We start from the raw sequence: 25,220 nt of genomic DNA on the forward strand, positions 1-25,220 counted from the left end.
TTAGTACCCCTTAGTTATGGCGGTGACGGCGGCGTTGAAAAAATCATTATCAACAATGACTTCGGACAGACGCGGCTTAGAGCGCGACGACAAAACCGCAATCAGGATGTTCTTTTTCGGGTTGATGTAGAGAAACTGCCCAAAGATGCCGCGGGCTGAAAATGCGCCGTCCTCAAACGATCCGGCGGCATCCGGTACGGACCACCACATATAGCCGTAATTGACAACCTGACCGCCGACATCGCGGGCGGCACCGGATTCAGTCACCCAGTTTTGCGGCAGAACACGGTCACCAACGATGACGCCGTCTTCGAGTATGAAGCGGGCAAAGCGGGCATAATCGCGCAAGGTCGCGCACATGCCGGAGCCGGCGACCTCAAGCCCGCCGGGGGCCTCAAGCCACCACAGGGCGTCCGATTCCATCCCAAGTTTTGACCAGATTTTTTCCGACAGATAATCGGCCAGCCATTTACCGGTCGCCGCCTTGACCAGCGCGCCGACGACATGGGTTTCTCCGGTCGAATAGTTCCAGACGGTGCCCGGCTCCGCCACTCGCGGCAGCGATGCCATATAGGCCATGATTGCACCGTGATCTTGCGACAATTGCAACTCAAGCATATGGCGGCGCTCGGAGGCCGGGTTGGTGTGGGTATCATCCCACTTCACGCCGGAGGTCATCTGGATCAGTTGACGAATCGACACGCCGTCATAGGCGCTGCCGATCAGTTCTGGCAGGTATTTGGTCAGAGGCTCCTCGACCGAGCCGATATAGCCGTCCTGGATCGCCACCCCGATCAGGGTCGTGGCCACCGACTTGGCCATCGACATTGACAGCCAGCGCGAACCGGCCTCAAAGCCCAACTCATACCGCTCATGGATGATCGCATCATTGTGGGCGATCAGCAGACCCGCCACGCGGTTGCGCGACACATAGTCGTACAGATCGTAATCCTGATCGTTTGAGCGGATCGGAAAATCCTCAATCTGGCGCACCGCAGTTTTGAACCCGCGCACCGCCCCGCCCCGGCTGATCAGGCGCGTGGCAAAGGCGCGCTCACTGGTTTGCAGGGCCTGCACCTGATCGTCCGGCATCATCTGACCGGCATAGAGATCAACCATCCAGCCGGTATCGAGCGGGGGTTCAGAAGATGCGGGGGTTAGTTTAGGTTGGCTCACGGCGGGCTCCATAATCAGGTCACCCTTATCGACTACATCCGTGCCGTCCCTTTACGAAGGTGCGTACCACACAGGTGGCGGTGCGCCAAAAACACCAGCCCCTTCAAGGGCGATAATTCATTGAATTTAATAGAAATTTTCGCGCACCACCCGCACAGAGCGCCCCAAACTCATGCGGTCTTTTTCAACCCGGAATGGTCTTTGCGCAATTCGTCAATCAACCAGCGCCGGTAGCGCCGGATCAGCGGGGTATCCCAGCGGTCGGCGCGCGAGAAGATCAGGTATTTGCCCTCGGCATAGGGCTGAAACGCGGGCTGATCGCGGCCGATTTCGATCAATTGCCCGCTGCCGATAAAGCTTTCAGCCACCAGATAGTTCATCAGCGCCACCCCCCGCCCATGCAGGGCGGCATCGAGCGTCAGGTGCCCCTGCCACAGGCGCGGCCCGGTCAGATCCAGTTCATCGAACACGCCATGCGCCGCCAGCCAGTGTGCCCAGCTATCGAAATCATGCTCATGCAAAAGACGGTGTTCAATCAGGTCATGGGGGGCCTCAATCGCCGGAGCCGAGGCCAAATAGTCGGGACTGGCGACCGCGACGATGGGGACGGACGCCACTTCCTGATACTGCATCCCGACCTCAATCTTTGAGACCGCCCGATAGGACGGCACAAAGCGGATTTCAATATCGCTTTCATACAGTCCAAAATCCGGGCTGCGGTCGGTCGGGCGAAGCTCAATTTCGACATCGGGGTTGAGCTTTTCAAACATGCCGACCCTGCGCGACATCCAGTGCAGGGCAAAACCCGGTGCGCACGAAATATGCAGATGGTTGTGATAGCCCCGTCGCATCAGGTCAATGGTTGAGGACGCAATCGCATCCATAGCCGCGGCGATTTCAGCATGATAGCGGCGCCCGTCATCGGTCAAAACCACGCCGCGGGCGGTGCGCTCAATCAGCTTGGCCCCGGTCCATTGCTCAAGGGTTTTAAGGTGACGGCTAATGACGGCATGATCGCGCCCCAATGAGCGGGCGGCATTGCGCACCCCACCCAGCCGCGCCACCGCATCAAAAGCGCGCAAAGCTTCAAACGGCGGGATCGTCTTACGCGACGGCGGGTTATAGGCCGATATCTGACGATCTTCGCCGTTGCGTTCCATGCCCATACTCCGTCAGATTTTAGCGAAATAATGGCTCAGGGGCCGGTGCAGGATCAGAAACAGCACCGCACCGGTCAGGCCAATCCCCGCATGTAACGCCCAAAAGCCAATGGGTTGCAAGGGCTCATAAAACCGCCCCAGCCAGCCCGACGTGATGCCCGCGATAAACAGCCCCAGATAATAGGCCCCGATCATCATGGCATTGACGGCGGCCGGCGCTACCCGCGACACCAGCGCCAGGGCCACTGGGGCGGAAAACAGATAGCCCAGCCCGACCACGATATGAAACAGGACAGGAAACAGGATTGACACCTTATCGGCCCCGGCCAGCATCTGCCCGCCACTGAGCAGCAGACAGGCCAGCCCAAACAACGAGCAGCCCAACGCCACCTTGGTCAGATCGACGGGCTCAGCCCCGCGTTTACTCATGCCTTTCCAGAAAGCGATGGTCATAGGCGCGAGCACCAGCACCACCAGCGAATCTAGCGACTGAAACCACGTCACCGGCACGCTTAAGCCTCCGCCGATATTGAGATTGACATGTTCGCGTACCCACAGAGGATAGGTGTTCCAGATCTGCGACTGCACCGTCCAGAACAGCGAGGTGATCAGGATCATGACCAGAAGGGCCGCCACGACCTGCCATTCGTGGCCATTTAGGCGCACTTTTTCGCCCTGATCGCGCTTGAGCGGCGGGTCGTTGAGGTGGCGAACGCCTTTGAGATAGATGAATATCCCCAATATCATGCCGACACCCGCGGCCCCAAAGCCGTAGTGCCAGCCGTAAAGCTCACCCAAGGTGCCGCAGATCAGCGGCGCAATAAACGCCCCGACATTGATGGCGGTAAAATAGATGGTGTAACCGCCGTCGCGCCGGCGGTCTTCCTTGGGATAAAGCGCGCCGACTTGGGCGGCCAGATTACCTTTCAGCAGCCCCGCCCCGATGATTAGGGCCGACACCGCCAGCAAAAACGCTGCCTCGAACGCCATCAGGAAATGCCCGGCAGCCATGAAAACGGCCCCCAGCAACACGGCCTTGGTGCGGCCCAGCAGCCGGTCACCGATCAGTCCGCCGACAATAGGCCCGAAATAAACCAGACTGACATAGATGCCAAACACCTGCGCGGCCAAGGCCTGTATCGACAATGGCCCGGTGATGGCCTCCAAGCCCGCCCGAAATCCGTCAAAGCCCCACAGGCCGCCGATGACCTCCGGCTGAAACAGGCGGTCGTTCATGTATAAGACCAGCAGCGCCTGCATCCCGTAGAATGAAAAGCGCTCCCAGGCTTCGGTAATGGCGATATAGGTCAGGCCCTTGGGGTGACCGAAAAAATCTTTAGGTGTCGCGATATTGGTCATACGGACTCCGGAAACAATTCGCCCGCCGCCTGATAATCAGGAGACGGGCGATACATTAAGCAGATTTAGAACGAATGCGACAAGGTGATGCCGATCGTGCGCGGCTTGGAGCGGGACGATTGCTGCCACACCCAGTACGGATCGAGGGTCTTGTTCTCATCCGTGATATTGTTGGCATAAAGCTCAACCGCCAGAGACGACCATTTTGCCCCTACGCGGGCATTGAGCAGGCCGACCGACTCCGACCACTGGGTGCGCGGCACCAGCACCGAGCCGTCGGTGGCCGAAATCTTGTCACGCCAGCTATAGTCGGCATGGACAAAGCCTTCGACATTCGCAGACCAGTTGAACTCATAGTCCGTGGCCAGCGAGTAGCTGAGCTTTGGCGTATAATCACTGGGGTCACCGACTTCGACGCCGGCGCTCTCCCCTGAGCCGACATTGACCTTGGTCACTTCGCTGTCGGTATAGGCGGCCGTAGCCGACACCGACCAGTCAGGGCTGATCCACCAATCGACGCTGCCTTCAAGGCCCTTGATCTCCATCTCCCCGACATTGCGAGTCAGGCTGACGACGCTGCCGCCATTTTCATCGAAGTTGAAGAACTGACCCGTGCGCAGGGCATCATCATACTGGCTGAAGAAGGCCGCCAGATCAAAGCGCACCCGGCCCTCAGCCACCTGGCCCTTGGTGCCCAGTTCATAGTTGAGGATCTTTTCAGGATCATAGTCCGGCAGACCCGCCGCATTGAACCCGCCCGAGCGGAAGCCCTTGGCAATATTGCCGTAGACATTCAGACGCTTATCCAGCGCATAGGTGAAATAGACGCGCGGATCGGTCGATTTGAAGGTTTCGCTTTGGACTATGCCCGCCAAACCCACCGCCGTGGCCTTATCGCGGAAGGTGCGCACACCGGCCCCAACCGTCAGCTTATCGGTGAACTTATAGGACATATCCCCGAACAGGGAGATGGACTCGGACGTATCATATTTGCGGTAGGTGAACGGATAGGTGCCGCCCGCGTAGTATGAGATACCGGCGTCATCCAGGTTACCTTCGGCGTCACGATAAAAGGCACCGACCGTATATTGCCATGGCCCTTCGCCCGAAGATGACAGACGCACCTCCTGCGTGAACTGCTTAGCACGGTCGCTGTTGCCGTCAAAGCCTTCGTTCTGGAAGGTAAAGCCGGTGCCGGGCCCGGCGATATAGGTCAGGGTATAGTCGCGGTTCAGGCGCGAATAGCTGGTCGATGAGGTCAGGCGGCCAAAACCCAGATCATAATTGGCCGTCAGATTATAGAACCAGGCATGATCATGGCGCGGCGGCAGCAGGTCATAGTCATCGCTTAGCGGCGTCGGGCGGGTGCGGTCTTCGTTTTCATAGGCAAGCCCGAACTCGCTCTCCATCTCATAAATGCCGGCCGTCGCGGTTAGGTCAAAGACGTCGTTTGGCTTATAATAGAGCTTGGCGCGCAGGTTATAGAGATCCTGATTGTTACCGTCTTCGATGCCAAGGCCGGGCTGGTCGATCCAGCCACCACCTTCTTCGATCTGACCGGCCAGACGCAGGGCCATCTTGCCCTTGATCAGCGGCACGGTCACGGCCCCGCTCAGTTTAGGGTTAGAATCGCCGTCCTTGATGACCGAATAATCGGCCTTGACCTCACCGGTAAATCCACCGGTCAGGCTGGGGGTCTTGGTGACATAGCGGATCGTACCCGCCATAGCGCCCTGACCGTAGAGCGTGCCTTGCGGGCCTTTCAGGACTTCGATGCGTTCGATATCGAGCATCCGCAGGTCAAGCTGGCGATAGCCGCCGGTCATGGTCACAGGCAGGTCATCCATATAGATCGACACCTGCGCGTCCGAGCCGCGAATATTGGAGACGCCGCGCATGAAGATCTGCGACGATCCCGGCCCGTCATAGCGCAGGGTCAGGCCCGGAATAGAAAACTGCAGGTCATTGACCGTATCAATGGCGCGTTTTTCGAGCGCCTCACCGCTTAAGACATTCATGCCGATCGGCACGTCGATGGCGCGCTGGCGGCGCTTTTGGGCGGTCACGATCACTTCTGTGGTTTCATCCGCCGCAGCAGGTTGAGCCAAGACTGGCGCCGCCTCCTGCGCATAGGCCGGAAGCCCGCTGATCAGCGCGATCAGAGATGCACCCCACAGCATGGTTCTCAAACCCGATTGTCGTTGTGTTGTCATACTCATGTCACTCATCCCCTATTTCAAAATCGTCTGTATCAAAAACGGTGTGGCATCCTCTTAAATCCACGACGCCCACAGTGTTTTCGTGACCGTTTTATGAACAGGCGCGGAAACGATCCCCTGTGGTGCCCCTTACGCACCACAGGGGATTTGGCGCATTTACTTGCTTGCCGCGGTCTGCTGCCACGGCCCCGGATTCATCACCAGCTTGCCTTTGGTGGTAAAATCGAGCACGGTCGGATAGCGGCCTGGGACCATAAAAACCCCGTCTTTATAGGGGATTAGCTCCACCTTCGCGTCTTTAGGTACATTATAGGCTTTACGCTCCCCTGTGGCTTGGGCGTAGAGTTTGCCGCCATCTGCGGTCACTTTTACGCTCACGATGTTGGAGAAGCGGTAATCGCCCGCATAGGTTTTCATCGCCTTTTCCGTCACCTGTGGCGCTGATGTCACCACGGGTAAGGTGGGCTGCTCTGGCACGGAGTTTAGAATAGCGTCCCACATCACTTCGCTGGCGATCCCACCCAGTTGCGGATTGGTCATGCCTTCCGGCGCGTCGATCTCAGCGGTGGATATAGCATACATGACATCGCCGTCGCCCATGGTCGCATAGGGCTGAATCCCGCGCGCCATCGAGGTATGAACCTGCACCGCCAGTCGCTTAAGCTCAGCCGGGTCCATCTTCTGATTGACGACAATCAGGCTGACCGTGGTGTTGCGCTTAGGGCCACCCGGCACCGTCCAGCCCGGTTTCTGGCTGTCGGGCAGGTTCTGCATCAGGTCCTTGACCATAAGGTCTTTTGGCCAGCCTTCGCCGCCGTAGCAGGCCTGAACCTTGCCATCACGATCCGCCACCACGCCAAAAGCATTGACGACGGTGAAGGCCGCGATCTTGATGTCACCAACCTGCTTGAACGCGCCCCCCTGACCCGATGGTGAGTTACAGCCGAAGTAGTAGCCCGTGCGGGTATTGCGTCCGGCGCCGGCCGAACCGTTGCGGAAGACGCCGGTTTCAGCCGCATGAAACGCCGCCTGCGCCAGTTTCTTATCGGGATAGATTTCATTCAGGCGACGATCGCCGAAGTCATAGATGATAGAGCCCACCGCCAGGCCGATATTGTCCCAGTGGCCGGAGCGGGTGCCCTCGTCCTTAAGGGCGGTATTGACCGCCGTGACGCTTTCCAGACCGTACCAGGAACCGCCCGAAAACACGACGGAGTCCACTTCGGGGACATTGTAAAACAGGTCGAGATATTCGGTATTGACCGTCCCCGGCCCTCCGCCGCGCACATCGACCGCGCCCAGAACCTTACGGCCAAAGCGGATGACGGTCACGCCGGTTGGGCCCTCAGAATATTCAGCCATGCCGATTTTAAGCATCGGCCAGTCGAAATTCATGACCTCACCGCCGGTGTTGACCACCGGCTTCAGATCGGCCTGACTGTCGGGTGGATTAAGCTTGGGCGCAGGGGTTTGAGAAAGGGCGGGCATGGCCCCCAGCGCAAAAGCGAGCGCCATCAGTGATAAGTGGGATTTCATGGTCATCATATCGGCATCCTGTTGGACTGTTGATTTGAACTTGCGCTAATGCTGGGTGAGTTTGCATTGCAAAAATTGTCACGAATGGTGACTCATTATCACCGCTCAACCTCTCCCTATGATCACGAGTTGGAAACCGCGGCACTAAGCACGGCCAAAAGCCGGTCAACATGCTCAGGGCGAAACACCAGCGGCGGCCGGATTTTGAGGACATTACCGTGCGGGCCGGTGGCACTGATCAGCACCTTGTGCTGGCGTAAATAATTGACGATCTGACGGGCGCGATCTCCATCCGGTTTGCCGTCTGTGACAATATCCACGCCGAAAAACAGGCCGGTGCCACGCACCTCACCGACATGATCGCTGTGGTCGCTCAGCATGTGCAGACCGTCTTTAAGATACGCACCGACCTCACGGGCATTGGTTATCAATCCTTCGTCAGCAATGACATTTAAAACCGCAAGCGCTGCCGCACTTGAGACCGGATTGCCGCCGAAGGTGTTAAAATAGCGCGACTTTTTACCAAACTGTTCGATCAGTTCCGCCCGCATGGCCACACCCGCGACCGGATGGCCATTGCCCATCGGCTTGCCCATGCTGACCAGATCGGGGTTGAGGCCGTGGCGCTGAAAACCCCACATGGCCTCACCGGTTCGACCAAACCCTGCCTGAACCTCATCGGCCACAAACAAACCGCCCGCCGCCTGCACCCGCTCAACGGCGGGCTTTAGGAACCCCGCCGGATCAGAAATTACGCCGTCGCTGGAGAACAGCGTATCGCAGATAAATAAGGCGGGCGGAAAACCAGCTCTGGTCATGCGCGCAATGACCTCATCCATGGCTTGTGCAAATCCTGCGGCGCGATCCTCCGGCGCAAAGCTAAGCGGCGACGGCACGGTAAATATGTGCGGCCCGCGCACCACCCCTTCGCCCAGAGACGGCGACATCTGTGATACCGCATGGGTCACGCCGTGGTAAGCCAGTTCGGTGACGATGATTCCCGTCCGTCCGGTATAGGCCTCAGCTATCCGCACTGCCAGATCATTGGCCTCACTGCCGGAGCAGGTAAACATCACACGGTCAATATGATCCGGCAAGGTCGCCAGCAGGGTTTCCGCACAGTCAAGGATCGTCTCATGCAGATAGCGGGTATGAGTATTGAGCGTATTCACTTGCTGCGTGATGACCGCCACCACACGTGGATGACAATGGCCAAGTGAGGCGACATTGTTATAGACATCAAGGTAGGCCTCCCCCGCCGCATCATAGAGCCATACGCCTTCGCCGCGCACGAAATGGGCCGGCTCGTCGTAAAACAGCCTGTAAGCAGGCCCCAGAAGACGTTCGCGGCGCGCGATCAGATCGGTTTGGGTCATGCAGCACTCCGTTGACAGGCGGTTTTTAGTTTATCAGCAACATCTGACGGCGATAGCTCCGCCACCGCCATAAGCGCCGTGATTGAGCGCGGGGCATTGCGCATGATATAGACGCCATTGGCCGGATGACGCCGCGCGCGCCAATGGGCAATGCCCACCGTAATCGCCCAGCGCGCCCTAACCAGATCAAAGATCAGCTCAATCTCAGCTTCGGTTAACGGGCGAATAGCATGGAACGCCGCCACCATCTCAGACAAGGCGGCAATCGGATCATCGACATCAAATAGCTGATAGGCGGCGGCCGTCGCCAAATCGCATACGGAGTGCGATTTTACCGCATCACCAAAGTCGATCACCCCACTGATCAGTCCGCCATCGCCGACAATCAGGTTATGCAGATTTAGGTCGTTATGGATGAACTGCGTTGGCAACGCCGCCAAAGTCGGCGCCACCACATCGTCAAAACGGGCAAAGACGGCCTCAGACACTTCACGCACCGCACGATCCTCAACCGCGCTCAGCAATGGCTGGATGCGGTCAGCGCGGGCAATGTTCCATAACATATCGGTGTCGATATAGGGCGATGAGAAATCCTCAAGCGCCAGCACCATGCGCGCCGAAATCTGCGCGACCTGAACCCGGATGGCGTGCGACGCCGGCCAATGACTGAGCGGCGTGCCATTAAGGTATGTCACCAACCGTACAATGTGGCGGACACCCTCTGCGCCGATCAGGGCCTCATCGGCACCCTCAACCGTCGGGATAAGGCGCGGGATTGGCACGTCCGTACCGGCCCCCTCAAGATGGCGCAGCATGGCGTTCTGAAAGGCCGTCGTCGCCGGATCTTCGAGGGCGCTGGAAATCTTCAGCACATATTCGCCTTGTGGTGCCTTAAGGTGAAAATTGCGGTCGCGTTCACCAGTCAGTTCGCGCGCCACCGCCTTAAGGCCATAATACTTAAGGGCGACGCTTTGCGCCTGCGCTTCGGAAATGCGCGGGACATGAGTATCGGACAGAGACGCTTCGGATAGATTCGCGGTCATGGTGCCGTTTCGCTTCGTTCGTGAAAGCGAAAGCCTAACCCCGGTCCGCTCAGGTTTCGGGATGCGAAAGCCGCCCATAGTGGTGTTGTGGTGTCACCATAAGGATTAGAGCCGACTATGGTGACATGAGCGCACCACTGATGTGGGTATCCGCCGCTTGGCAAATCAGCACATTGCGGCCAATGTCGGCTACTGTTCTGCAAATCGGATATTCGACATGGCCGACAACCCCGCCCCGCCGCTTTATCGTCCCGCCGCCTATGACGCCGCTGATCCGGTCAAGATTATAAGCGACCATCCGTTTGCGCTGCTGATGTCTCCACAGATGCACGCCACCTTCACGCCGATCATTTTCGAGTTCGATGATCGAAGTGACGTCATGGTTGGCCACATGGCCGGCCGCAACGCCCATGCCCTTAGCCTGCAAACCGGCGATAAGGCACTGGCGGTATTCTCAGGCCCCCATGCCTATATTTCCCCGCGCTGGTATGTGGAAAAACCGAGTGTGCCGACCTGGAACTATGTGGCGGCCCATGTCCGTGGCACGCTTGAGGTCGTGACGGATGATGCCGCGCAACTGGCCATTCTTCGCCGCAGCATAGATCTGATGGAAGCAGGATTTGACACGCCGTGGTCGATCGACGACGCTTCTGAGGGCAAGGTCGATCAGCTCCTGCCGCTGATCCGCAGCTTTCGCATCCATGTCGATAGCATCGAAGGCGTTACTAAACTCAGCCAGACCCATCCCGCCGGTGACCGCGCCCGCATCATCGCAGGTTTAAAGGCTGATCCATATCCCGATCTGGCCGATCATATGGTCCAACAAGAAGAGGCGTCTTACAGAGCTTAGCCATGCAAGAGCGATTTTAAATTCCCACAGTGCGCCCAAAGGAGACAATCCTATCATTTAGGTAAATCCCTTCGTCGCGTGCCCATTTCATGAGCCATAAACTAACCTTACTGATCGACTCGCGCTCGCATTAGACACACTTTTGCGGCTCAGCGAGCTTCACGGCTGGCTTGGTACGCAGGCAAAGAACCATGATCAATCCTGCGGTGGCCATGACCGCACCGGCTAATGATACCGCAGGGAACCCTAGCCCGGCAGAGATGACCGCGCCACCAAGGGCGGCACCGGCAGCATTGCCTAGGTTAAAGGCACCGACATTCATGGCTGAAGCGAGATTGGGCGCGTCAGCGGCAACGTTCATGATGCGCGTCTGCAAGGGCGGCACCAATGCAAAGCTCGCCGTGCCCCATAAGAATATCAGTACGGCCGCAGGCACGGGCCAGCGCATACCCCAGGCGAAAAGAACCAGCAACACGACAAGGCCCGAGAGTGTCACAATCAGGGTGGCATCGATCGAGCGGTCGGCGTACCGGCCACCCAGCCAATTGCCTGCCGTCAGTCCCAGGCCATAGATGACCAACATTGCCGTCACGAAAGCGGTGGAGGCCTTGGTCTCGCTTTGCAGGATCGGGGCAATATAGGTGAAGACCGTGAACATCGCACTTGCCCCCACGACGGTCAGGGCCAAGGCTGCAAGCACCGCTGGCTTTTTCAGGACTCGCAATTCCGTCATCATATCGGCGTTCTTATCGGCGGGAAGCTCTGGCAAAGACACCCGCAGACTTATCATGGTCACGATACCCAGCCCGGTGATCCCCCAGAACGCCGCGCGCCAGCCCATAACCTCCCCGGCCCAGGTGGCGAGAGGCACGCCACCGATCGTCGCGATCGTCAAGCCCATGAACATGGCCGCGACCGCCCCAGCTCGCCGCTCTGGTGAGACCAAACTCGCAGCCACAACCGCCCCTACACCAAAGAAGGCGCCATGATTAAACGAGGTCACCACACGGGCGGTCAGAAGCAGGGTATAATCGTTCGCCAATGCTGACACGAGATTGCCAATCGTGAATATAGCCATCAATCCGATCAACAATGTTCGCCGGGGAACCCGTCCTGTCGTCAGGGTCATGATGGGTGCACCTATCAACACCCCCATGGCGTAGGCGCTAACGAGCAGGCCCGCTGCAGGTATGGATACGCCCAGATCAGCCGCCATAATCGGCAGGAGGCCCATAGGCGCAAATTCCGTAACACCGATGCCGAAGGCGCCGGTTGCCAGCGCCAGAAGAGGAAGATTGAGCTTCATTGAAATTATCCTGATTATGTGCCCTAAGCATATGAATGCTTTGAGATCTGCTGTGTAGGCAGTCTTCAAGACAAGGTTCTGTGCGTAGGATTCACAAATGAAACGTGAAATGGCCGACCGGTCAGGTGAAATGGAAGCGTTTGCCGCCGTGGTGCGTGAGCAAAGCCTCTCTGGAGCGGCGCGACGGCTGGGACTTACCCCCTCTGCCGTGAGCCGGGCGATTACCCGTATAGAAACGCGCCTGGGTGTGCGTTTGATTGTGCGCACGACACGGTCGATCACCCTGACACCGGAGGGGGAAGCCTACGCCCGAGGCGCCGCGCGCATCCTTGCTGATCTGACTGAAGTCGAAGACGCCATAGCCGATCAGGGCGTTCCGCGAGGCCGCCTGCGGGTTAGTGCCGCCTTGGCCCACGGTCGTCTGGTTATCGTGCCGTTGTTAGGGGAGTTTTCAGACAGATACCCTGGGATACGGCTCGATATCAGTCTCAGCGATACCTTGGTCGACGTTTTGGGTGGCCGCGCCGATGTCGCCATCCGCTTTGGTCCCCTGTCGGATAGTCCTTTGACCGCGCGGCGCCTGGGCGACACAGGACGATCAATCGTAGCCTCGCCGGACTATCTTGCCCGCCGGGGGACGCCCTTAGTGCCCGAGGATCTCCTCGGACACAACTGCCTGAATTTCGACTTTCCCCGTATCGAACCCGGCTGGCCGTTTCGCAAGAACGGGCACGATTACGCTCTAGGTGTTTCGGGCACCATCGAAGCCAACAATGGCGAGACCCTTGTCCAATTAGCTCTGCAAGGCGTTGGCATTGCCCGCGTCGGAAACTTCCATCTCGCGAACGAAATTACGGCCGGCAAGCTTGTTGTCCTCCTCGATGATTTCAACCCCCAAGACCGCGAGCCGATCCATGCGGTCTTTGTGGGCGGCAGCCATATGCCCGCGCGTGTTCGCGTTTTTGTTGACTTTCTTGTGGAGCGACTGACCACGCGATAACTCGGCTGACCCAAGCAATCTCTACTGAGGTATACCACCATGCGCGCAGTGCAGAAGCGGAGGGGTCTCTAAACTGAAAAATTTCGATTCCAGAAGGAGTTAGCTCTTGCCTAATTTACTTCCGGAGATCTGCTTTTCTAAGCAATACCAGTTCAACGCACCTAGTCGACTTACGTAATCTACTAACGCATTCGATGCGCCGCGAGAAAAATGGCGACCGCAGACTGACAGTATGACGATATCTCATCTTCGCGCTCGGCAATTTCCACATCGAAATTAACCACGGCAAGTAGGTCAGAGCCCTGGAACAGCGCCGCAAACAGGCGGGCCGACTGTTTTGGATCGGGAACAGATAAGGCCTGCCGGTCGTGCAGATGACGCAGCAGTGCCTCTATCTGAGTGATGAACCTCATCGGCCCGGCCTCAAAATAGAGACGGCTCAACTGCGCCTGATTGGCGTTATCCGACATTATCATAGCCTCGACGCTTCTTACGTCCGCGCTGAGCAAAAGACGCAGAAGGCTGGCGCCAACCGCCAGCAACTGATCCTCGGCCGTGCCTTCGACGCCGTCGAACAGCGATTTAGGTGCAAAATCCTGGCACCGTCCCGCGATAATCGCGCTGAACAGGGCGTCCTTATTCTCGAAGTGTTTGTAAATGCTAAGCTTTGATATCTTCGCTTCGCGCGCCACCTTATCCATGGTCGTCGCCTGAAAACCCAGTTCACTAAACAGGGTGCAGGCCGCGCTGACAATTTTTGCGTACAGGTCGGGATCGACCGGTCGGCCACGGCGCGCAGGGCTAATTTCAGTCATGATAATAATGATACTTGACAGTATCTATATTTTGGCGCTTTACGATACTCATCAGTATTAAATACGCCACCCCTTGGATCAAAGTCAATATGTCCTTTCAATCAATCATAAACAAAGGCCCGGCGGTCGCTTCAATGGTGGCCGCGATGGCCGCCCTTGGGGCTTGTGATGCGACGCCGACCCCTGAAGCCAATACGGCGGCCCGTGTCCTGACCTATCATGTTGGCGCTTCGCATGACACCGGCACCGCCTATGCCGGTACGATCAGGGCCCGCGTTGAGCAAAATCTGGCGTTCCGGGTGGGCGGAAAGATCATTGAGCGCAAGGTCAATCTGGGTGAGCGGGTATCCCCTGGACAACTCCTGATGCGGCTTGATCCGACCGATTACAGCGATGGCGTCTCGGCCGCCTCAGCCTCCGTCGCTGCGGCCCGAAGCGTCGCCGTCAGGGCTAATGCGAACTATGAACGCCTGAACAGTCTGGCCGCCAGTGGCTCGGCCTCTGTCGATATGATCGAGCAGGCGCGCGCCGCAAAGGATTCGGCGGATGCCAACCTAAAGGCAGCCGAAGCCCAGTTATCCACCGTTAAAAACCAAAGAGCCTACACAGAATTGCGCGCCGATGTCGCCGGCGTAGTCGTGGAAATTCCGGGAGAAGCCGGACAAGTCATCGCCGCCGGACAACCGGTAATAAAAATTGCCCAAGCCGGTGCGCCCGAAGCGGTCGTGGGCCTGCCGGAAGCCGGTCATGACATAGGCGAAACTGCACAGATTACCGTCTTTGGCGCATCTGGTGCGGTCTATACCGGTCGCCTGCGTCAGGTATCCATGGCGGCCGATCCCTCTACACGCCTGTTTGAAGCCCGATATGTCCTTGATGCCTCCTTTACCGACGCCCCGTTGGGGTCAACTGTTCGCGTCACCCCAACAGGCGTAAAAACGTCCGCCCCTGCCCTTGATGTGCCGTTGTCGGCGCTGGTGGACAAGGGTCAGGGCACGAAGGTCTGGGTCATTGACCCCAAGGGCAAGGTTCACGCCAGACCCGTGACCGTCGCGCGGCTAAATGAGGAAACCGCCTCAATTGCCTCTGGTCTTAATCAGGGGGATGTCGTGGTGGCCGCCGGGGCGCAGTTACTCAACGAAGGTCAGGCCGTGCAGGCTATTCGGGGAGGCAAACTGTGAACTTTCCCAACCTTTCCGCGCTGGCGGTGCGTGAACGCGCCGTCACGCTGTTTCTAATTCTTGCGGTACTGGCGGCGGGTACATTCGCCTTCATAAAACTGGGCCGGGCCGAAGACCCGCGCTTTACGGTTAAGGTCATGACGGTGACCGCCGTCTGGCCCGGCGCCACGGCCAAAGAGATGGACGAAAATGTCGGCGATATTCTGGAGAAACGCCTTCAGGAACTGCAATATTACGACCGGGTCGAAACGACGGCTCAACCGGGTGTCTTGCAGGCCAAGGTCATCCTTAAGGATTCGACACCACCGTCCGCCGTGCCTGAACAATTCTATCAGGTACGCAAAAAACTGTCCGACGAAGCGCGAAACCTGCCCGGAGGCGTATACGGCCCGTTCTTTGATGACGAGTTCAGCGACGTCTATTTTTCGCTCTATGCCATTCAGGCAAAAGGCCTGACGAACCGCGAACTGGTGAAACAGGCGGAAACCCTGCGCCAGCAACTGCTTCAGGTTCCGGGCGTGCAAAAGGTCAGGATTTTGGGGGAACGCCCTCAGGCCATATTTGTTGAAATACCGCAGGCGAAACTGGCCACCCTTGGCGTCAATGCGCAGGACATCATGTCGACGCTGCGGGGACGCAATGAGGTCACACCCGCCGGTTCGGTGGGGATAACGGGACCAAGGATACAGATCCGGCTCGATTCCGGCCTGACCTCGCTTGAGGACGTCAGAAACGTCACCCTCAGCGTGCGCGGGCAATACCTGCGTCTGGGAGATTTCGCTGAGGTTCGCAGAGGCTACGCAGATCCGGCAACCTATGAAATCAATCATGCCGGTCAGCCCGCGGTCGTCCTTGGGCTGGTTATGGCCCCGCGCTATAATGGCCTGACTCTGGGCAAGGCGCTCGAAAAGGAAGAAGAAGGCATGCGTGCCCAGCTTCCTTTGGGCCTGAGCTTCACCAAAATATCGGATCAGGCGAAGGTGATCCACCATTCGGTCGATGAGTTCATGATGAAGTTCATGGTGGCTCTGGGGGTCGTGATGCTGGTGTCTCTGGTGGCACTCGGTTTCCGGGTCGGCCTCGTGGTGGCCGCGGCGGTGCCGCTGACGCTCGCTATAGTGTTCGTCATCATGCTGCTCACCGGTCGGGACTTTGACCGGATCACGCTCGGCGCGCTGATCATCTCTCTGGGGTTACTGGTCGATGATGCCATCATTGCCATCGAGATGATGGTCGTAAAGCTGGAAGAAGGCTACGACCGCGTCAAGGCCGCGACCTACGCCTGGACCACGACTGCGGCCCCCATGCTGTCGGGGACGCTGGTGACCATACTCGGCTTCATTCCGGTCGGCTTTGCCCAGTCATCGGCCGGGGAATATGCGGGCAATATCTTTTGGGTCGTGGGCTTTGCCCTGATTGCCTCATGGGTCGTCGCCGTCACCTTCACGCCTTATCTGGGGGTCGTGATGCTGCCGGATATCAAGCCTAAACCCGGCCATCATTCCATGTACGACAGCAAAAACTATACAGCGTTCCGCAAGCTGGTCAGGCTGACCGTTGATCATCGGGTGCTGACAATTGCTATTACGATCGGGCTGTTCCTGCTCTCAGGTGCCGGCATGATCGTGGTGAAGAAGCAGTTCTTCCCCAATTCCGATCGAACCGAGCTTACGGTAGAGGTCAAGATGCCCGTCGGTAGCGCCTTTGAGGCCACCAAGGCCGTTACGGCCCGTATCGAAGCCGATGTCATGAAACAACCCGAAGCGACCGATGTGTCCGCCTATCTGGGACAGGGGGCACCGCGTTTCTTCTTCTCCCTTAATCCCGAACTGCCTAACCCGGCCTACGCACAGGTGGTCATTCAGACAAAGGATGTCAAAGCACGTACCGCACTTAAGGCCCGTATCCAGAACTGGGCCCAAGAGGGGCGCTACCCTCAGGCGCGCGTGCGGGTGACCCAGTTCCTGTTCGGCCCGCCCGTGCCCTATCCTGTGCTGTTCCGCGTTATCGGCCCTGATCAGGCGGGCATTATGAAGATTGCCGAAGAGGTACGAAACGTCCTTCAGCAGGCCCCCAATATCATAGATCCGCATCTCGACTGGGGCGAAAAAACGCCAATCATGCGCTATGTCATTGATGATGCCCGTCTGGCGCAACTCAATCTGACCCGTCAGGCTGTCGATGCCCAGTTACAGGGTCTGGTGTCCGGTGCGCCCGCCACGCAAATGCGCGACGGTACACGCACGGTGGATGTTGTGTTGAAAACGCCTGCCGGGGAACGGCGCTCACCCTCTGATATTGCCGGGATGACCGTCACCAATACACTGGGGCAGGCCATTCCGCTGAGCGCCGTCGTCCATCAGGTGCCTGATACCGAAAGCCAGCAGATCAAGCGCTATGACCGCGACCTCTATGTCAGTGTTCAGGGTGATGTCCGCGAAGGCCTTCAGCCACCAGATGTCACCGCCGAACTGCTGCCAAGGCTTGACACCATCAAGGCTGCCCTGCCCGCGGGCTACCGGATTGACACCGGCGGTGCCGTCGAAGAAAGCGCCAAGGCCAATGTCGCCCTTGTCGCGGTTGTCCCGGTGATGATCCTTCTGACGCTGGTTGTGCTGATGATCCAGGTGCGCACCTTCTCAACCATGTGGATGGTGTTTGCGACCGCTCCGCTGGGCCTTGTCGGCGCGGTGCCTGCCATGTTGCTGTTCAACCAGCCCTTTGGCTTCAATGCCATTCTGGCACTCGTCGGTCTGTCGGGCATACTGATGCGCAATACGCTCATCCTTGTGCAGCAGATAAGCGACAACATAAGGGACGGTGCGACCGATTATGACGCGATTGTCGAAGCCACGGTCAGACGGGCCAGACCGGTCATACTGACGGCAGCGGCCGCCATGCTGGCCTTCATTCCCCTCACCCAGTCCGTGTTCTGGGGGGCTCTGGCCTTCGTCCTGATCGGCGGAGTCGGTGTGGGTACCGTCCTCACACTGGTCTTCCTACCCGCCCTCTATTCGTTCTGGTTTAATGTCCGCAAGCCGCAAGGTGATCTGAAAAATGCGTAATTATCTTATGCTTGTGCCTGTGTTGGGCCTGCTGAGCGCCTGCTCGACACCCACCGCTCATCTACCTTCGGCTCCGTTACCGGCCACATGGCCGGTAACTCAGGCCCCCGCCTATGTGAATAAGGTATGGTGGACGCAAGGCAGTGATGAGGTCCTCCTGAATTTGCTGGCAACGGCTGATCAGCAAAGCCATGACATCAGGATGGCTACGGCTCGCCTTCAGGAGGCACGTGCGGCCCATACCACAGTGCGATCACTGCTATTTCCGGACATCGCCGCCGCGGGCGTGGTCCAGCGCGGGGATGTCGGCCTGACCTATGGGAACCGGACGATCAATATCGCCCAGGGTGAGTTGAACGCCAGTTACGACCTTGATCTCTTCGGGGGCCTGAAAGCCCGATCCAAGGCCGCCAAAGCGGGTGCCGCCAGCGCCGAGGCCTCACTGGAAGACTTCAAAGGCGCCGTTCGTCTCGAAGTCATTGCCACCTATATAGGCTTGCGTCAGTGCCAGCAAAATCTCGCCAGCCTTCAGGTGACCGCGACGTCGGCACATGAGATTTCCGCCAGCCTGCGCGACCAGTGGCAAAAAGGGCTAATTACCGAAGGGAGTTGGCACACGGCGGATAGTGAGGCCCGTGCAGCCGACACCGGCATCAGTCGGCTCACCGACGCCTGCGAGCAATATATCAATGTGCTCAGCGTCCTGACGGGTGACGATGAGATGGCCCTGCGCGCATCCCTATCGAGCGTAGGGAAAGTGCCGGCATTGCGTCATGCCGAGGCGGTCAACACGCCATTGGCCATCTTACGCGACCGCCCGGATATGCGCATGGCCGAATCCAACCTTACAGCGGCCCGCGCATCAACACGCTCAGCTCAGGCCGCGCTGTTTCCCAATCTGTCGATAGGGGCCTTCTTCGGCAGTCAGGATACCAGCGTTGGGCCATCAGTTGACGTGTGGAATACCGCCGCAACCGTTTACTGGCCCCTGCTCAATTTTGGCCGCATCAAGGGCCAGATTAACGCCGCCTCCGCCAGAGAGGTTCAGGCCTATGAGGGCTATCGCCTGACGGCCATCGCCTCGCTTGCAGATGTGCGAACCAAATGGGTCGCTACCGAACAGGCCGAGCATCGCGTTACACTGGCATCTGCAGATCTGGAGGCCGCAGCACACCGTCACGACGAGGCGGATCGTCAGTACAGGGCAGGCCTGATACCCAGAACCGCATGGCAGGCTTCCGCCATCCAACTTGAGAGCGCCCGCCGCGCCCTCATCGATGCCGAGGCGGACCGCTCAATGAAAGCGGCGGCGCTTTACCGCGCACAGGGCCTGTGACACCAAAAAATTGTTAAAATTAGGAGCATCTACATGTCTAAGGACAAGGTTATCGTCATTACAGGGGCGTCGTCAGGGATCGGTGAAGCCACCGCGCGCCTCCTGGCCCAAGAGGGGTTTCGAGTATTTGCGGGTGCGCGCCGTGCGCCGCTCGCCCCTTTGGTCCCAAACCTTGAGTTTGGCGTACTCGACGTCACCAATGACGCATCAGTGGCCGGCTTCATTGATTGGGTTCTGGCCGAGGCGGGCAAAATAGACGTTTTGATCAACAATGCCGGGGTCTCATTGGCTGGACCTGTTCGATACGAATGTTTTTGGCCCGCTGCGGATGATACGCGCCGCCCTCCCGTCCAGGCGTCGCCCAATTCTGCGAGTCAAAGGCTAGGCCGTCTAACAAATCCAGGCTGCATACGGTCAAAATTTTCGTAAATGAGAAAAATTTAAACGCGCCAATTTTCAAATCCTGCGAGAAAAATGGCGCGACAGCAATTAGGAGTCGAACAAATATTTCATAACAATTTCAACTGGATAACAAAATCCAGAAATATACTGCCGCAAAAAAAAGCGCGAATTATCGAACTTTTTAAATCATTGAAATAATTGAAAAATGCAGGGAAAAGTACCCGAAACTGAAAATTGGCTGAGATTTGCGCGTGAGTTTAGAACACTTTGCTTAACCCCAGACAGAATTCTTAAAGCACAATTGGAGGCAATAAGGCGCGATGAATTCGGCTGGTTGCGTCGAACAGGTAAATAGGCGCACAACTCATCTTTATCATGCTATAGATCATCTCCATTAATTCCATTTTGCGAGAAATAAACTGCGATATATATTCACCCCATTTATACGGAGGTATATCGCAGTGCCCCTTACGGTCTCGCAAAGTTCCGACTCGCGCCCAAAGGAGACATTGCGCGCTCGAGCACGCCAAGTGTCCTTTAGCGGACATTGGGCTGCTGTGTGAGGCTTTCCAACATAAAACGTAACTGACGTGACTACGTCTTACATAATCGAGTCAACAAAGTTGCGGTGCGTGCGACGTATCTAACTAATGGATATAGCCGCAGGCGGTGCCTTCACTCTGTCCAGTGAACGTCTGCACCCAAAGTCAAATACCCCATAGTTCCACTATTTTACCGGCAACGTACCTGCCGTATCCCCGGAAAAGAATGACCAATCCTTTGGCAGGATATTAGTCGCTGCGGCATGTTCGGCCTTGATGCCGGGGGCGGCCAGACCGTTTGCAAAGCGTACGGTCAATACACCCGCACCCCCGACAACCAGGGTACCGCCTTCACCGCCGGTAATATGGCCTTTGGCATCGACCGAGATCGTGCGCCCCCCAGCGCCGGTCAGGTTGTAGGCTGAATAGCCGCCCACCATCGATACCGTTGTGACCTTACCGTCACCGCCCGATAGCTGTTTAGCCAGCGCCTCACCCAGTGAGAATGATCCTGATTCTGCGGCAATGGCAGGATAGAATTTCTGGTTGTCGGTCGCGGTACAATCCCAGGCGATCACGTCTGTGCCGTTGCGCGTCAGGAAGGCAAAGATATCGCCGCAGACATCGACTCGGTTGCGCAAGGTGCCTTCCGCGGTCAGAGTCCAGTCCTGCTCAGGGACGTTTGCGCACGCCTTAACCACCAGCGCTTCTCCTTTGATCGATGACGCCAGACATTTATCGCCCTGCACGATCTGTCCGCTGGCACCGCTGCGGAAGCGGAAGTCCTGAGCCGGTTTACGCTCGCATGTCTCGATCGTCACGGTGGAGCGCCCGGTGACATTCAAACAGCGCCCCTGTACGTAATAGGTCGCCAGAACCGGCTGGCCGGTGATTGGAGGAATGGACGCCGCCGCCTGCTGAAGGGCTGGTGCGGCAACCTTGACGTTGGTTGCAAAGAATTTCTGATTGTCGGTAGCGGTACAGTCCCAGGCGATGACCGCCGTGCCGGCATCCTTACGGAAATTGAGGATATCCGCGCACAGGCCACTATCGCTGCGCAGGGTGGCGTCTTCCGCAAAGCTCCATTTCTGGTCATCGCCTTCGCCGCACGCCTTGGCCACCAGCGGCTGGCCGCGCGTCGCTGCCGACAAGCACTGATCGCCCTGATGCAGACGGCCTGTGGCATCATCATAGCGGAGAAGTTGTGCCCCTTGCGCGTTGCATTTATTGATGATCAGCGATCCGTCGGCGCGGGCCTCAAGGCACTGACCGTCGGCGAATTTACTACTGATCGACATTTGCGGCGTAGCGGCCTGAGCGGGCGTCACCGACATAAACGCTGCCGCCAGAAACCCAAGACCTGCTGTAAAGATTTTCATGATATTGCTCCCGGTGTGAGCGGTGCCTGCATGAGGCACCGCTTCTTTTTTGTTGCGTTTGCGTTTTAACGAAATTCGACCACGGTCACCGATTTCGGCGCCAGTTTCAGCACCAGCCCGGAACCCGACGCCTTAGCTTCATACGATTTCAGGGTTACCGTATTGGGCTTGTCGAAGGTGTTGTGGGCATCGATCCGGTCACCCGTCAACACCCGGCCCACCGCGGATTTAGCCTTAAAGCCCATCGTCGACGTATTGACCTCAGCCGGACGGTTCGGATCGAGATTAACCACCGCCAACCAGATCTTGCCATCCTTACCTTTGGCCGCAGATACATCAACAGCCGGCAGGGAGATATCACCGACCGTATATTTGGCCGAATTGAGCATCACCGGAATGTGGGTCGCGCCCATGAACGGCTTATAGAGATCAAAGACGTGGTAAGTCGGCGTCAGGATCATCTTGTCCTTGTCAGTCAGGATAACGGCCTGAAGCACATTCACAGTCTGGGCCAGATTGGCCATCTTCACCCGGTCGGTATATTTGTGGAAAATGTTGAAATGCAGCGCCGCCACCAGACCATCGCGCAGTGAGTTCTGCTGATAGAGGAAGCCCGGATTTTTCAGATCATCAGTCTTATACCAGGTGCCCCATTCATCGACATAAAGAGCGACTTTTTTCTCAGGATCGTACTTGTCCATAATGGCCGAATGTTTCTGAACCAGCTCCTCCATGTAGAAGGCTTCTTTCAAAACCACGGCCCAACCCGCCTCATCAAAGCCGGTTGACGGACGCGATGGCGGCCAGTTCAGACCCGCCGAGGTGTAGTAGTGTAGCGACAAGGCATGTGTGTTGTTATTCTTCATCTTCATGGACACTTCGGTCCAGTTGAAGTCAGCCACATTGGCCCCCGACATGACCTTGACCATGCGCGTTTCCGGCGTTTTCTGATCCGGGTGATAATTGTCTGAGAAGGTGGCAAACTGCTTGAACAGATTGGCTGAATGTTCCGGCGTCATATCCCCGCCACAGCCCCAGGTCTCATTACCAACACCGAAATATTCGACCTTCCATGGCGCCTCTCGACCATTCTGGCGACGCAGTTTTGCCATTTGGGAATTATCGCTGGCCGTCATATATTCCAGCCACTGCGACATTTCCTTAGGGGAGCCCGTGCCAACATTGCCGGCGATATAGACCTTACTGCCGATCTGTTCGGCAAAGTCCATAAACTCGTGGGTGCCAAAGGCGTTGGATTCTTCGACCCCACCCCAGATGGTGTTGATGGTCACCGGGCGCTTATCACGCGGGCCGATACCGTCCATCCAGTGATAGCGGTCGGCAAAACAGCCACCCGGCCAACGAATGACCGGCACGTTCAGGTGCTTAAGCGCCCCCACCACGTCATTGCGGATACCGCGCGTATTGGGGATTTTGGAATCCTCACCAACCCAGACCCCCTCATAGACCATGCGCCCCAGATGCTCGGCAAAATGACCGTAGATTTCCGGCGGAATAACCTTGCCAGATTTGGCGGTATCGATCGTCAGATCAGCCTTGATCGCCGTTTGCGTCAGCGCAGGGGCGGCCATCAGGGTTGTAGCAAGCGCCACCCCCGTCATCAGGGTTTTCAGTCCGGTTAGCATTATGGGTTCCTCTTCATTTAACTCTGCGTCCTAATCCATACTGCGCTGGGTATCATCCAGCGCCATACGAACCAGCGATTCCATGCACCAGCGCGCCAGCCCGACATCCTGCGCCACAATCGCGTCGAACACCTTGATATGATCCGGCATAGGGTCACGCGGCAGGGCGTTGCGCCGTTGCTTAAAGCGCGTCGACCAGGTAATCGCCGCCCCTATCGACGTACTGAGCGACACCAGCGCCTCATTATGGGTGGCGGTAATCAGGGCATGGTGAAAATCGATATCACCCTTGCGCCCCGCCTCGGTCGCCAGACTATATTTGGCCATGCGCTCAAGGCCGTCTGCCATGTCTTTTATTTGCGCATCAGTGCGGCGCAGGGCGGCCAATCCCGCCCCTGCAGGTTCGGTGATCAGGCGCAGTTCAAACAAGCCTTTGATGAAATCCTCGGACGGTTCCGTCTCAAACATCCAGCCGAGCACATCAGGGTCCAGAATGTTCCAGCGCGACCTCTGCGTCACCCGCGTGCCGGCCTTGGGACGGCTCTCGACCATGCCCTTAGCGGCCAGAATGCGGATGGCCTCGCGGTAGGCCGAACGCGATATATTAAGCGTGCCACTCGACTCGATCTCTGACGGCAAAATCGTGCCGGGCGGATGGATATTCTTTAGAATATCGACCGCCAGCCGGTGCGCCAGCGCCCCGTGCAGCCGCTCCGGTGAGCCGTCCGCCCCCATGTCGCCCGCTCCGGCAAAGCTGTCGTTCAGGTCATCCATCATGACGCCACCGGCCAGCCATCGGCGGTCCAGGTTAGTGTATTAATGCGCAAGGTCGCACGCCCGCCATTCTGGCCGTCATAGGCGTGATAGACAATATAATCGCGGCCTTCATCGCCGAAGACATCGCAGTGCCCCGGCCCTTTCCAACGTCCCGACGGATCAAGATCGGCATGGAGCACAATCCGTCCGCCCCCGTCTTTCATGGGCTTACCCCGATCATCTACATAAGAACCGGTCACGGATTTCGATCGCCCCACCACCGTATGGTAGGTGGAATTGACACCCCGGCAGCAGAAGTCATAGGACACAAACAGGTAATAATACTCCCCGCGCTTAAAGATCACCGGCGCTTCGACCGCCCCCGGTGAATCGCGCTTGACCAGTGAGCGCGGCAAGGCACCGGGTTTTTTGAGTTTGCCGGTAGTCGGATCGAGTTCGGCCAGCTTTATGCCGCTCCAGAAACTGCCCCAGCTCAGCCAATGGCGGCCATCGTCATCGATAAAGGCGTGGCTGTCGATGGCATTATGGTCACTGCGGGCCTCAGAACGCACCACAACACCGTCATCGCGCCAGCCAAACTCAGGTCGTGTGGTATCCAGCGTCGGTGTCGATAACATCGCAATACGGGAGGTGTTCTTGCCGAACATCGACAGCGAATAATAAAGCCTGTAGCGGCCTTCGGTATAGATGATATCCGGCGCCCACGCGCCGCGGGTGTCGGGCAATTCATCCTTAACCCACGCCGGAAACTGCGTCATCACGGCCCCTTTAAGCTCCCAGTTGATGAGATCCTTAGAGGTGCGCCAGTGGATCGCCCCCGGCCCTTCGTTCAGGCGCGAGGTGGAAAATATGTGATAGAGGCCCTCGGCCTTGATGATGCACGGATCATGCACCGGCGACAGATTGCCCGTCAGACGTTCACTGGACGGAGCTGCGCTAATGGCACTGGCCGGAACCACCGCCCCGCATAAGGCCATAAGGGCTTGCCTGCGGTCAAACATTGGAAGCCTCCATCCGAAATAAAAGGGGCGCTGAACCTTTGGGGAACAGCG

The 25,220-nt window shown here is 57.7% G+C and carries 19 protein-coding genes; 6 read left to right on the forward strand and 13 right to left on the reverse strand.

The features are described 5' to 3' along the window. The 7 genes from IE102_RS12885 to IE102_RS12915 form a co-directional block, all read right to left on the reverse strand. On the reverse strand, window positions 1-1,176 hold the full coding sequence (locus IE102_RS12885) for a serine hydrolase domain-containing protein (RefSeq protein WP_229807744.1): 1,176 nt from the start codon (window positions 1,174-1,176) through the stop codon (window positions 1-3). Window positions 1,177-1,346: 170 nt separating this feature from the next. Beyond that, window positions 1,347-2,336 carry a LysR substrate-binding domain-containing protein gene (locus IE102_RS12890; RefSeq protein WP_189487295.1) on the reverse strand — a complete coding sequence of 330 codons (990 nt, stop codon included), beginning with the start codon at window positions 2,334-2,336 and terminating at the stop codon, window positions 1,347-1,349. Between the two features lie 12 nt (window positions 2,337-2,348). Next, the gene (locus IE102_RS12895) at window positions 2,349-3,695 is read right to left on the reverse strand and encodes a peptide MFS transporter (RefSeq protein ID WP_189487297.1); all 1,347 of its coding nucleotides are present in this window, start codon (window positions 3,693-3,695) and stop codon (window positions 2,349-2,351) included. A 65-nt stretch (window positions 3,696-3,760) separates the two neighbouring features. Then, window positions 3,761-5,914: a TonB-dependent receptor gene (locus tag IE102_RS12900; RefSeq protein WP_189487299.1), complete on the reverse strand. Its 2,154-nt coding sequence runs from the start codon at window positions 5,912-5,914 to the stop codon at window positions 3,761-3,763. A 156-nt stretch (window positions 5,915-6,070) separates the two neighbouring features. Beyond that, on the reverse strand, window positions 6,071-7,459 hold the full coding sequence (locus tag IE102_RS12905) for a P1 family peptidase (RefSeq protein WP_189487301.1): 1,389 nt from the start codon (window positions 7,457-7,459) through the stop codon (window positions 6,071-6,073). A gap of 113 nt (window positions 7,460-7,572) precedes the next feature. Next, window positions 7,573-8,826, reverse strand: coding sequence for an aspartate aminotransferase family protein (locus IE102_RS12910; RefSeq protein WP_189487303.1), 1,254 nt, complete (start codon window positions 8,824-8,826; stop codon window positions 7,573-7,575). Next, complete coding sequence (locus IE102_RS12915) at window positions 8,823-9,869, reverse strand: phosphotransferase (RefSeq protein ID WP_189487306.1); 1,047 nt, start codon at window positions 9,867-9,869, stop codon at window positions 8,823-8,825. The genes IE102_RS12910 and IE102_RS12915 overlap by 4 nt, the downstream gene beginning before the upstream one ends. Before the next feature lie 217 nt (window positions 9,870-10,086). Here IE102_RS12915 and IE102_RS12920 point away from each other — a divergent pair, with 217 nt between their 5' ends. After that, on the forward strand, window positions 10,087-10,719 hold the full coding sequence (locus tag IE102_RS12920; protein ID WP_189487307.1) for an FMN-binding negative transcriptional regulator: 633 nt from the start codon (window positions 10,087-10,089) through the stop codon (window positions 10,717-10,719). A gap of 130 nt (window positions 10,720-10,849) precedes the next feature. Here the strand turns inward: IE102_RS12920 and IE102_RS12925 are convergent, their stop codons facing one another. Continuing rightward, window positions 10,850-12,025: an MFS transporter gene (locus IE102_RS12925; protein ID WP_189487309.1), complete on the reverse strand. Its 1,176-nt coding sequence runs from the start codon at window positions 12,023-12,025 to the stop codon at window positions 10,850-10,852. Window positions 12,026-12,122: 97 nt separating this feature from the next. On the opposite strand from IE102_RS12925, the gene IE102_RS12930 reads away from it, so the two are divergent. Then, the gene (locus IE102_RS12930) at window positions 12,123-13,025 is read left to right on the forward strand and encodes a LysR family transcriptional regulator (RefSeq protein WP_189487310.1); all 903 of its coding nucleotides are present in this window, start codon (window positions 12,123-12,125) and stop codon (window positions 13,023-13,025) included. Between the two features lie 182 nt (window positions 13,026-13,207). Here IE102_RS12930 and IE102_RS12935 read toward each other — a convergent pair whose 3' ends face one another. Next, on the reverse strand, window positions 13,208-13,840 hold the full coding sequence (locus tag IE102_RS12935) for a TetR/AcrR family transcriptional regulator (RefSeq protein WP_189487312.1): 633 nt from the start codon (window positions 13,838-13,840) through the stop codon (window positions 13,208-13,210). Window positions 13,841-13,929: 89 nt separating this feature from the next. Between IE102_RS12935 and IE102_RS12940 the strand changes: the two genes are divergently transcribed. Genes IE102_RS12940 through IE102_RS12955 form a run of 4 tightly spaced genes read left to right on the forward strand, consistent with a single transcriptional unit; the run spans window position 13,930 to window position 19,851 of the window. Further along, on the forward strand, window positions 13,930-15,021 hold the full coding sequence (locus IE102_RS12940; RefSeq protein WP_189487314.1) for an efflux RND transporter periplasmic adaptor subunit: 1,092 nt from the start codon (window positions 13,930-13,932) through the stop codon (window positions 15,019-15,021). Further along, on the forward strand, window positions 15,018-18,086 hold the full coding sequence (locus IE102_RS12945) for an efflux RND transporter permease subunit (RefSeq protein WP_189487316.1): 3,069 nt from the start codon (window positions 15,018-15,020) through the stop codon (window positions 18,084-18,086). Before IE102_RS12940 ends, IE102_RS12945 begins: the two co-directional genes overlap by 4 nt. Beyond that, on the forward strand, window positions 18,079-19,422 hold the full coding sequence (locus IE102_RS12950; RefSeq protein ID WP_189487318.1) for a TolC family protein: 1,344 nt from the start codon (window positions 18,079-18,081) through the stop codon (window positions 19,420-19,422). The genes IE102_RS12945 and IE102_RS12950 overlap by 8 nt, the downstream gene beginning before the upstream one ends. Before the next feature lie 33 nt (window positions 19,423-19,455). Beyond that, window positions 19,456-19,851, forward strand: coding sequence for an SDR family NAD(P)-dependent oxidoreductase (locus IE102_RS12955; protein ID WP_229807745.1), 396 nt, complete (start codon window positions 19,456-19,458; stop codon window positions 19,849-19,851). A 700-nt stretch (window positions 19,852-20,551) separates the two neighbouring features. On the opposite strand, the gene IE102_RS12960 is transcribed toward IE102_RS12955, so the two are convergent. The 4 genes from IE102_RS12960 to IE102_RS12975 form a co-directional block, all read right to left on the reverse strand. Further along, complete coding sequence (locus tag IE102_RS12960; RefSeq protein WP_189487320.1) at window positions 20,552-21,745, reverse strand: ricin-type beta-trefoil lectin domain protein; 1,194 nt, start codon at window positions 21,743-21,745, stop codon at window positions 20,552-20,554. 65 nt (window positions 21,746-21,810) lie between these two features. Then, complete coding sequence (locus IE102_RS12965; protein ID WP_189487322.1) at window positions 21,811-23,391, reverse strand: alpha-N-arabinofuranosidase; 1,581 nt, start codon at window positions 23,389-23,391, stop codon at window positions 21,811-21,813. Between the two features lie 30 nt (window positions 23,392-23,421). Then, window positions 23,422-24,168: a FadR/GntR family transcriptional regulator gene (locus tag IE102_RS12970; protein WP_189487324.1), complete on the reverse strand. Its 747-nt coding sequence runs from the start codon at window positions 24,166-24,168 to the stop codon at window positions 23,422-23,424. Next, window positions 24,165-25,169: an arabinan endo-1,5-alpha-L-arabinosidase gene (locus IE102_RS12975; RefSeq protein ID WP_189487325.1), complete on the reverse strand. Its 1,005-nt coding sequence runs from the start codon at window positions 25,167-25,169 to the stop codon at window positions 24,165-24,167. Before IE102_RS12975 ends, IE102_RS12970 begins: the two co-directional genes overlap by 4 nt. Between the last annotated feature and the right edge of the window lie 51 nt (window positions 25,170-25,220).

The organism is Asticcacaulis endophyticus, from assembly GCF_014652575.1.
In the GTDB taxonomy this organism is placed as follows: domain Bacteria; phylum Pseudomonadota; class Alphaproteobacteria; order Caulobacterales; family Caulobacteraceae; genus Asticcacaulis; species Asticcacaulis endophyticus.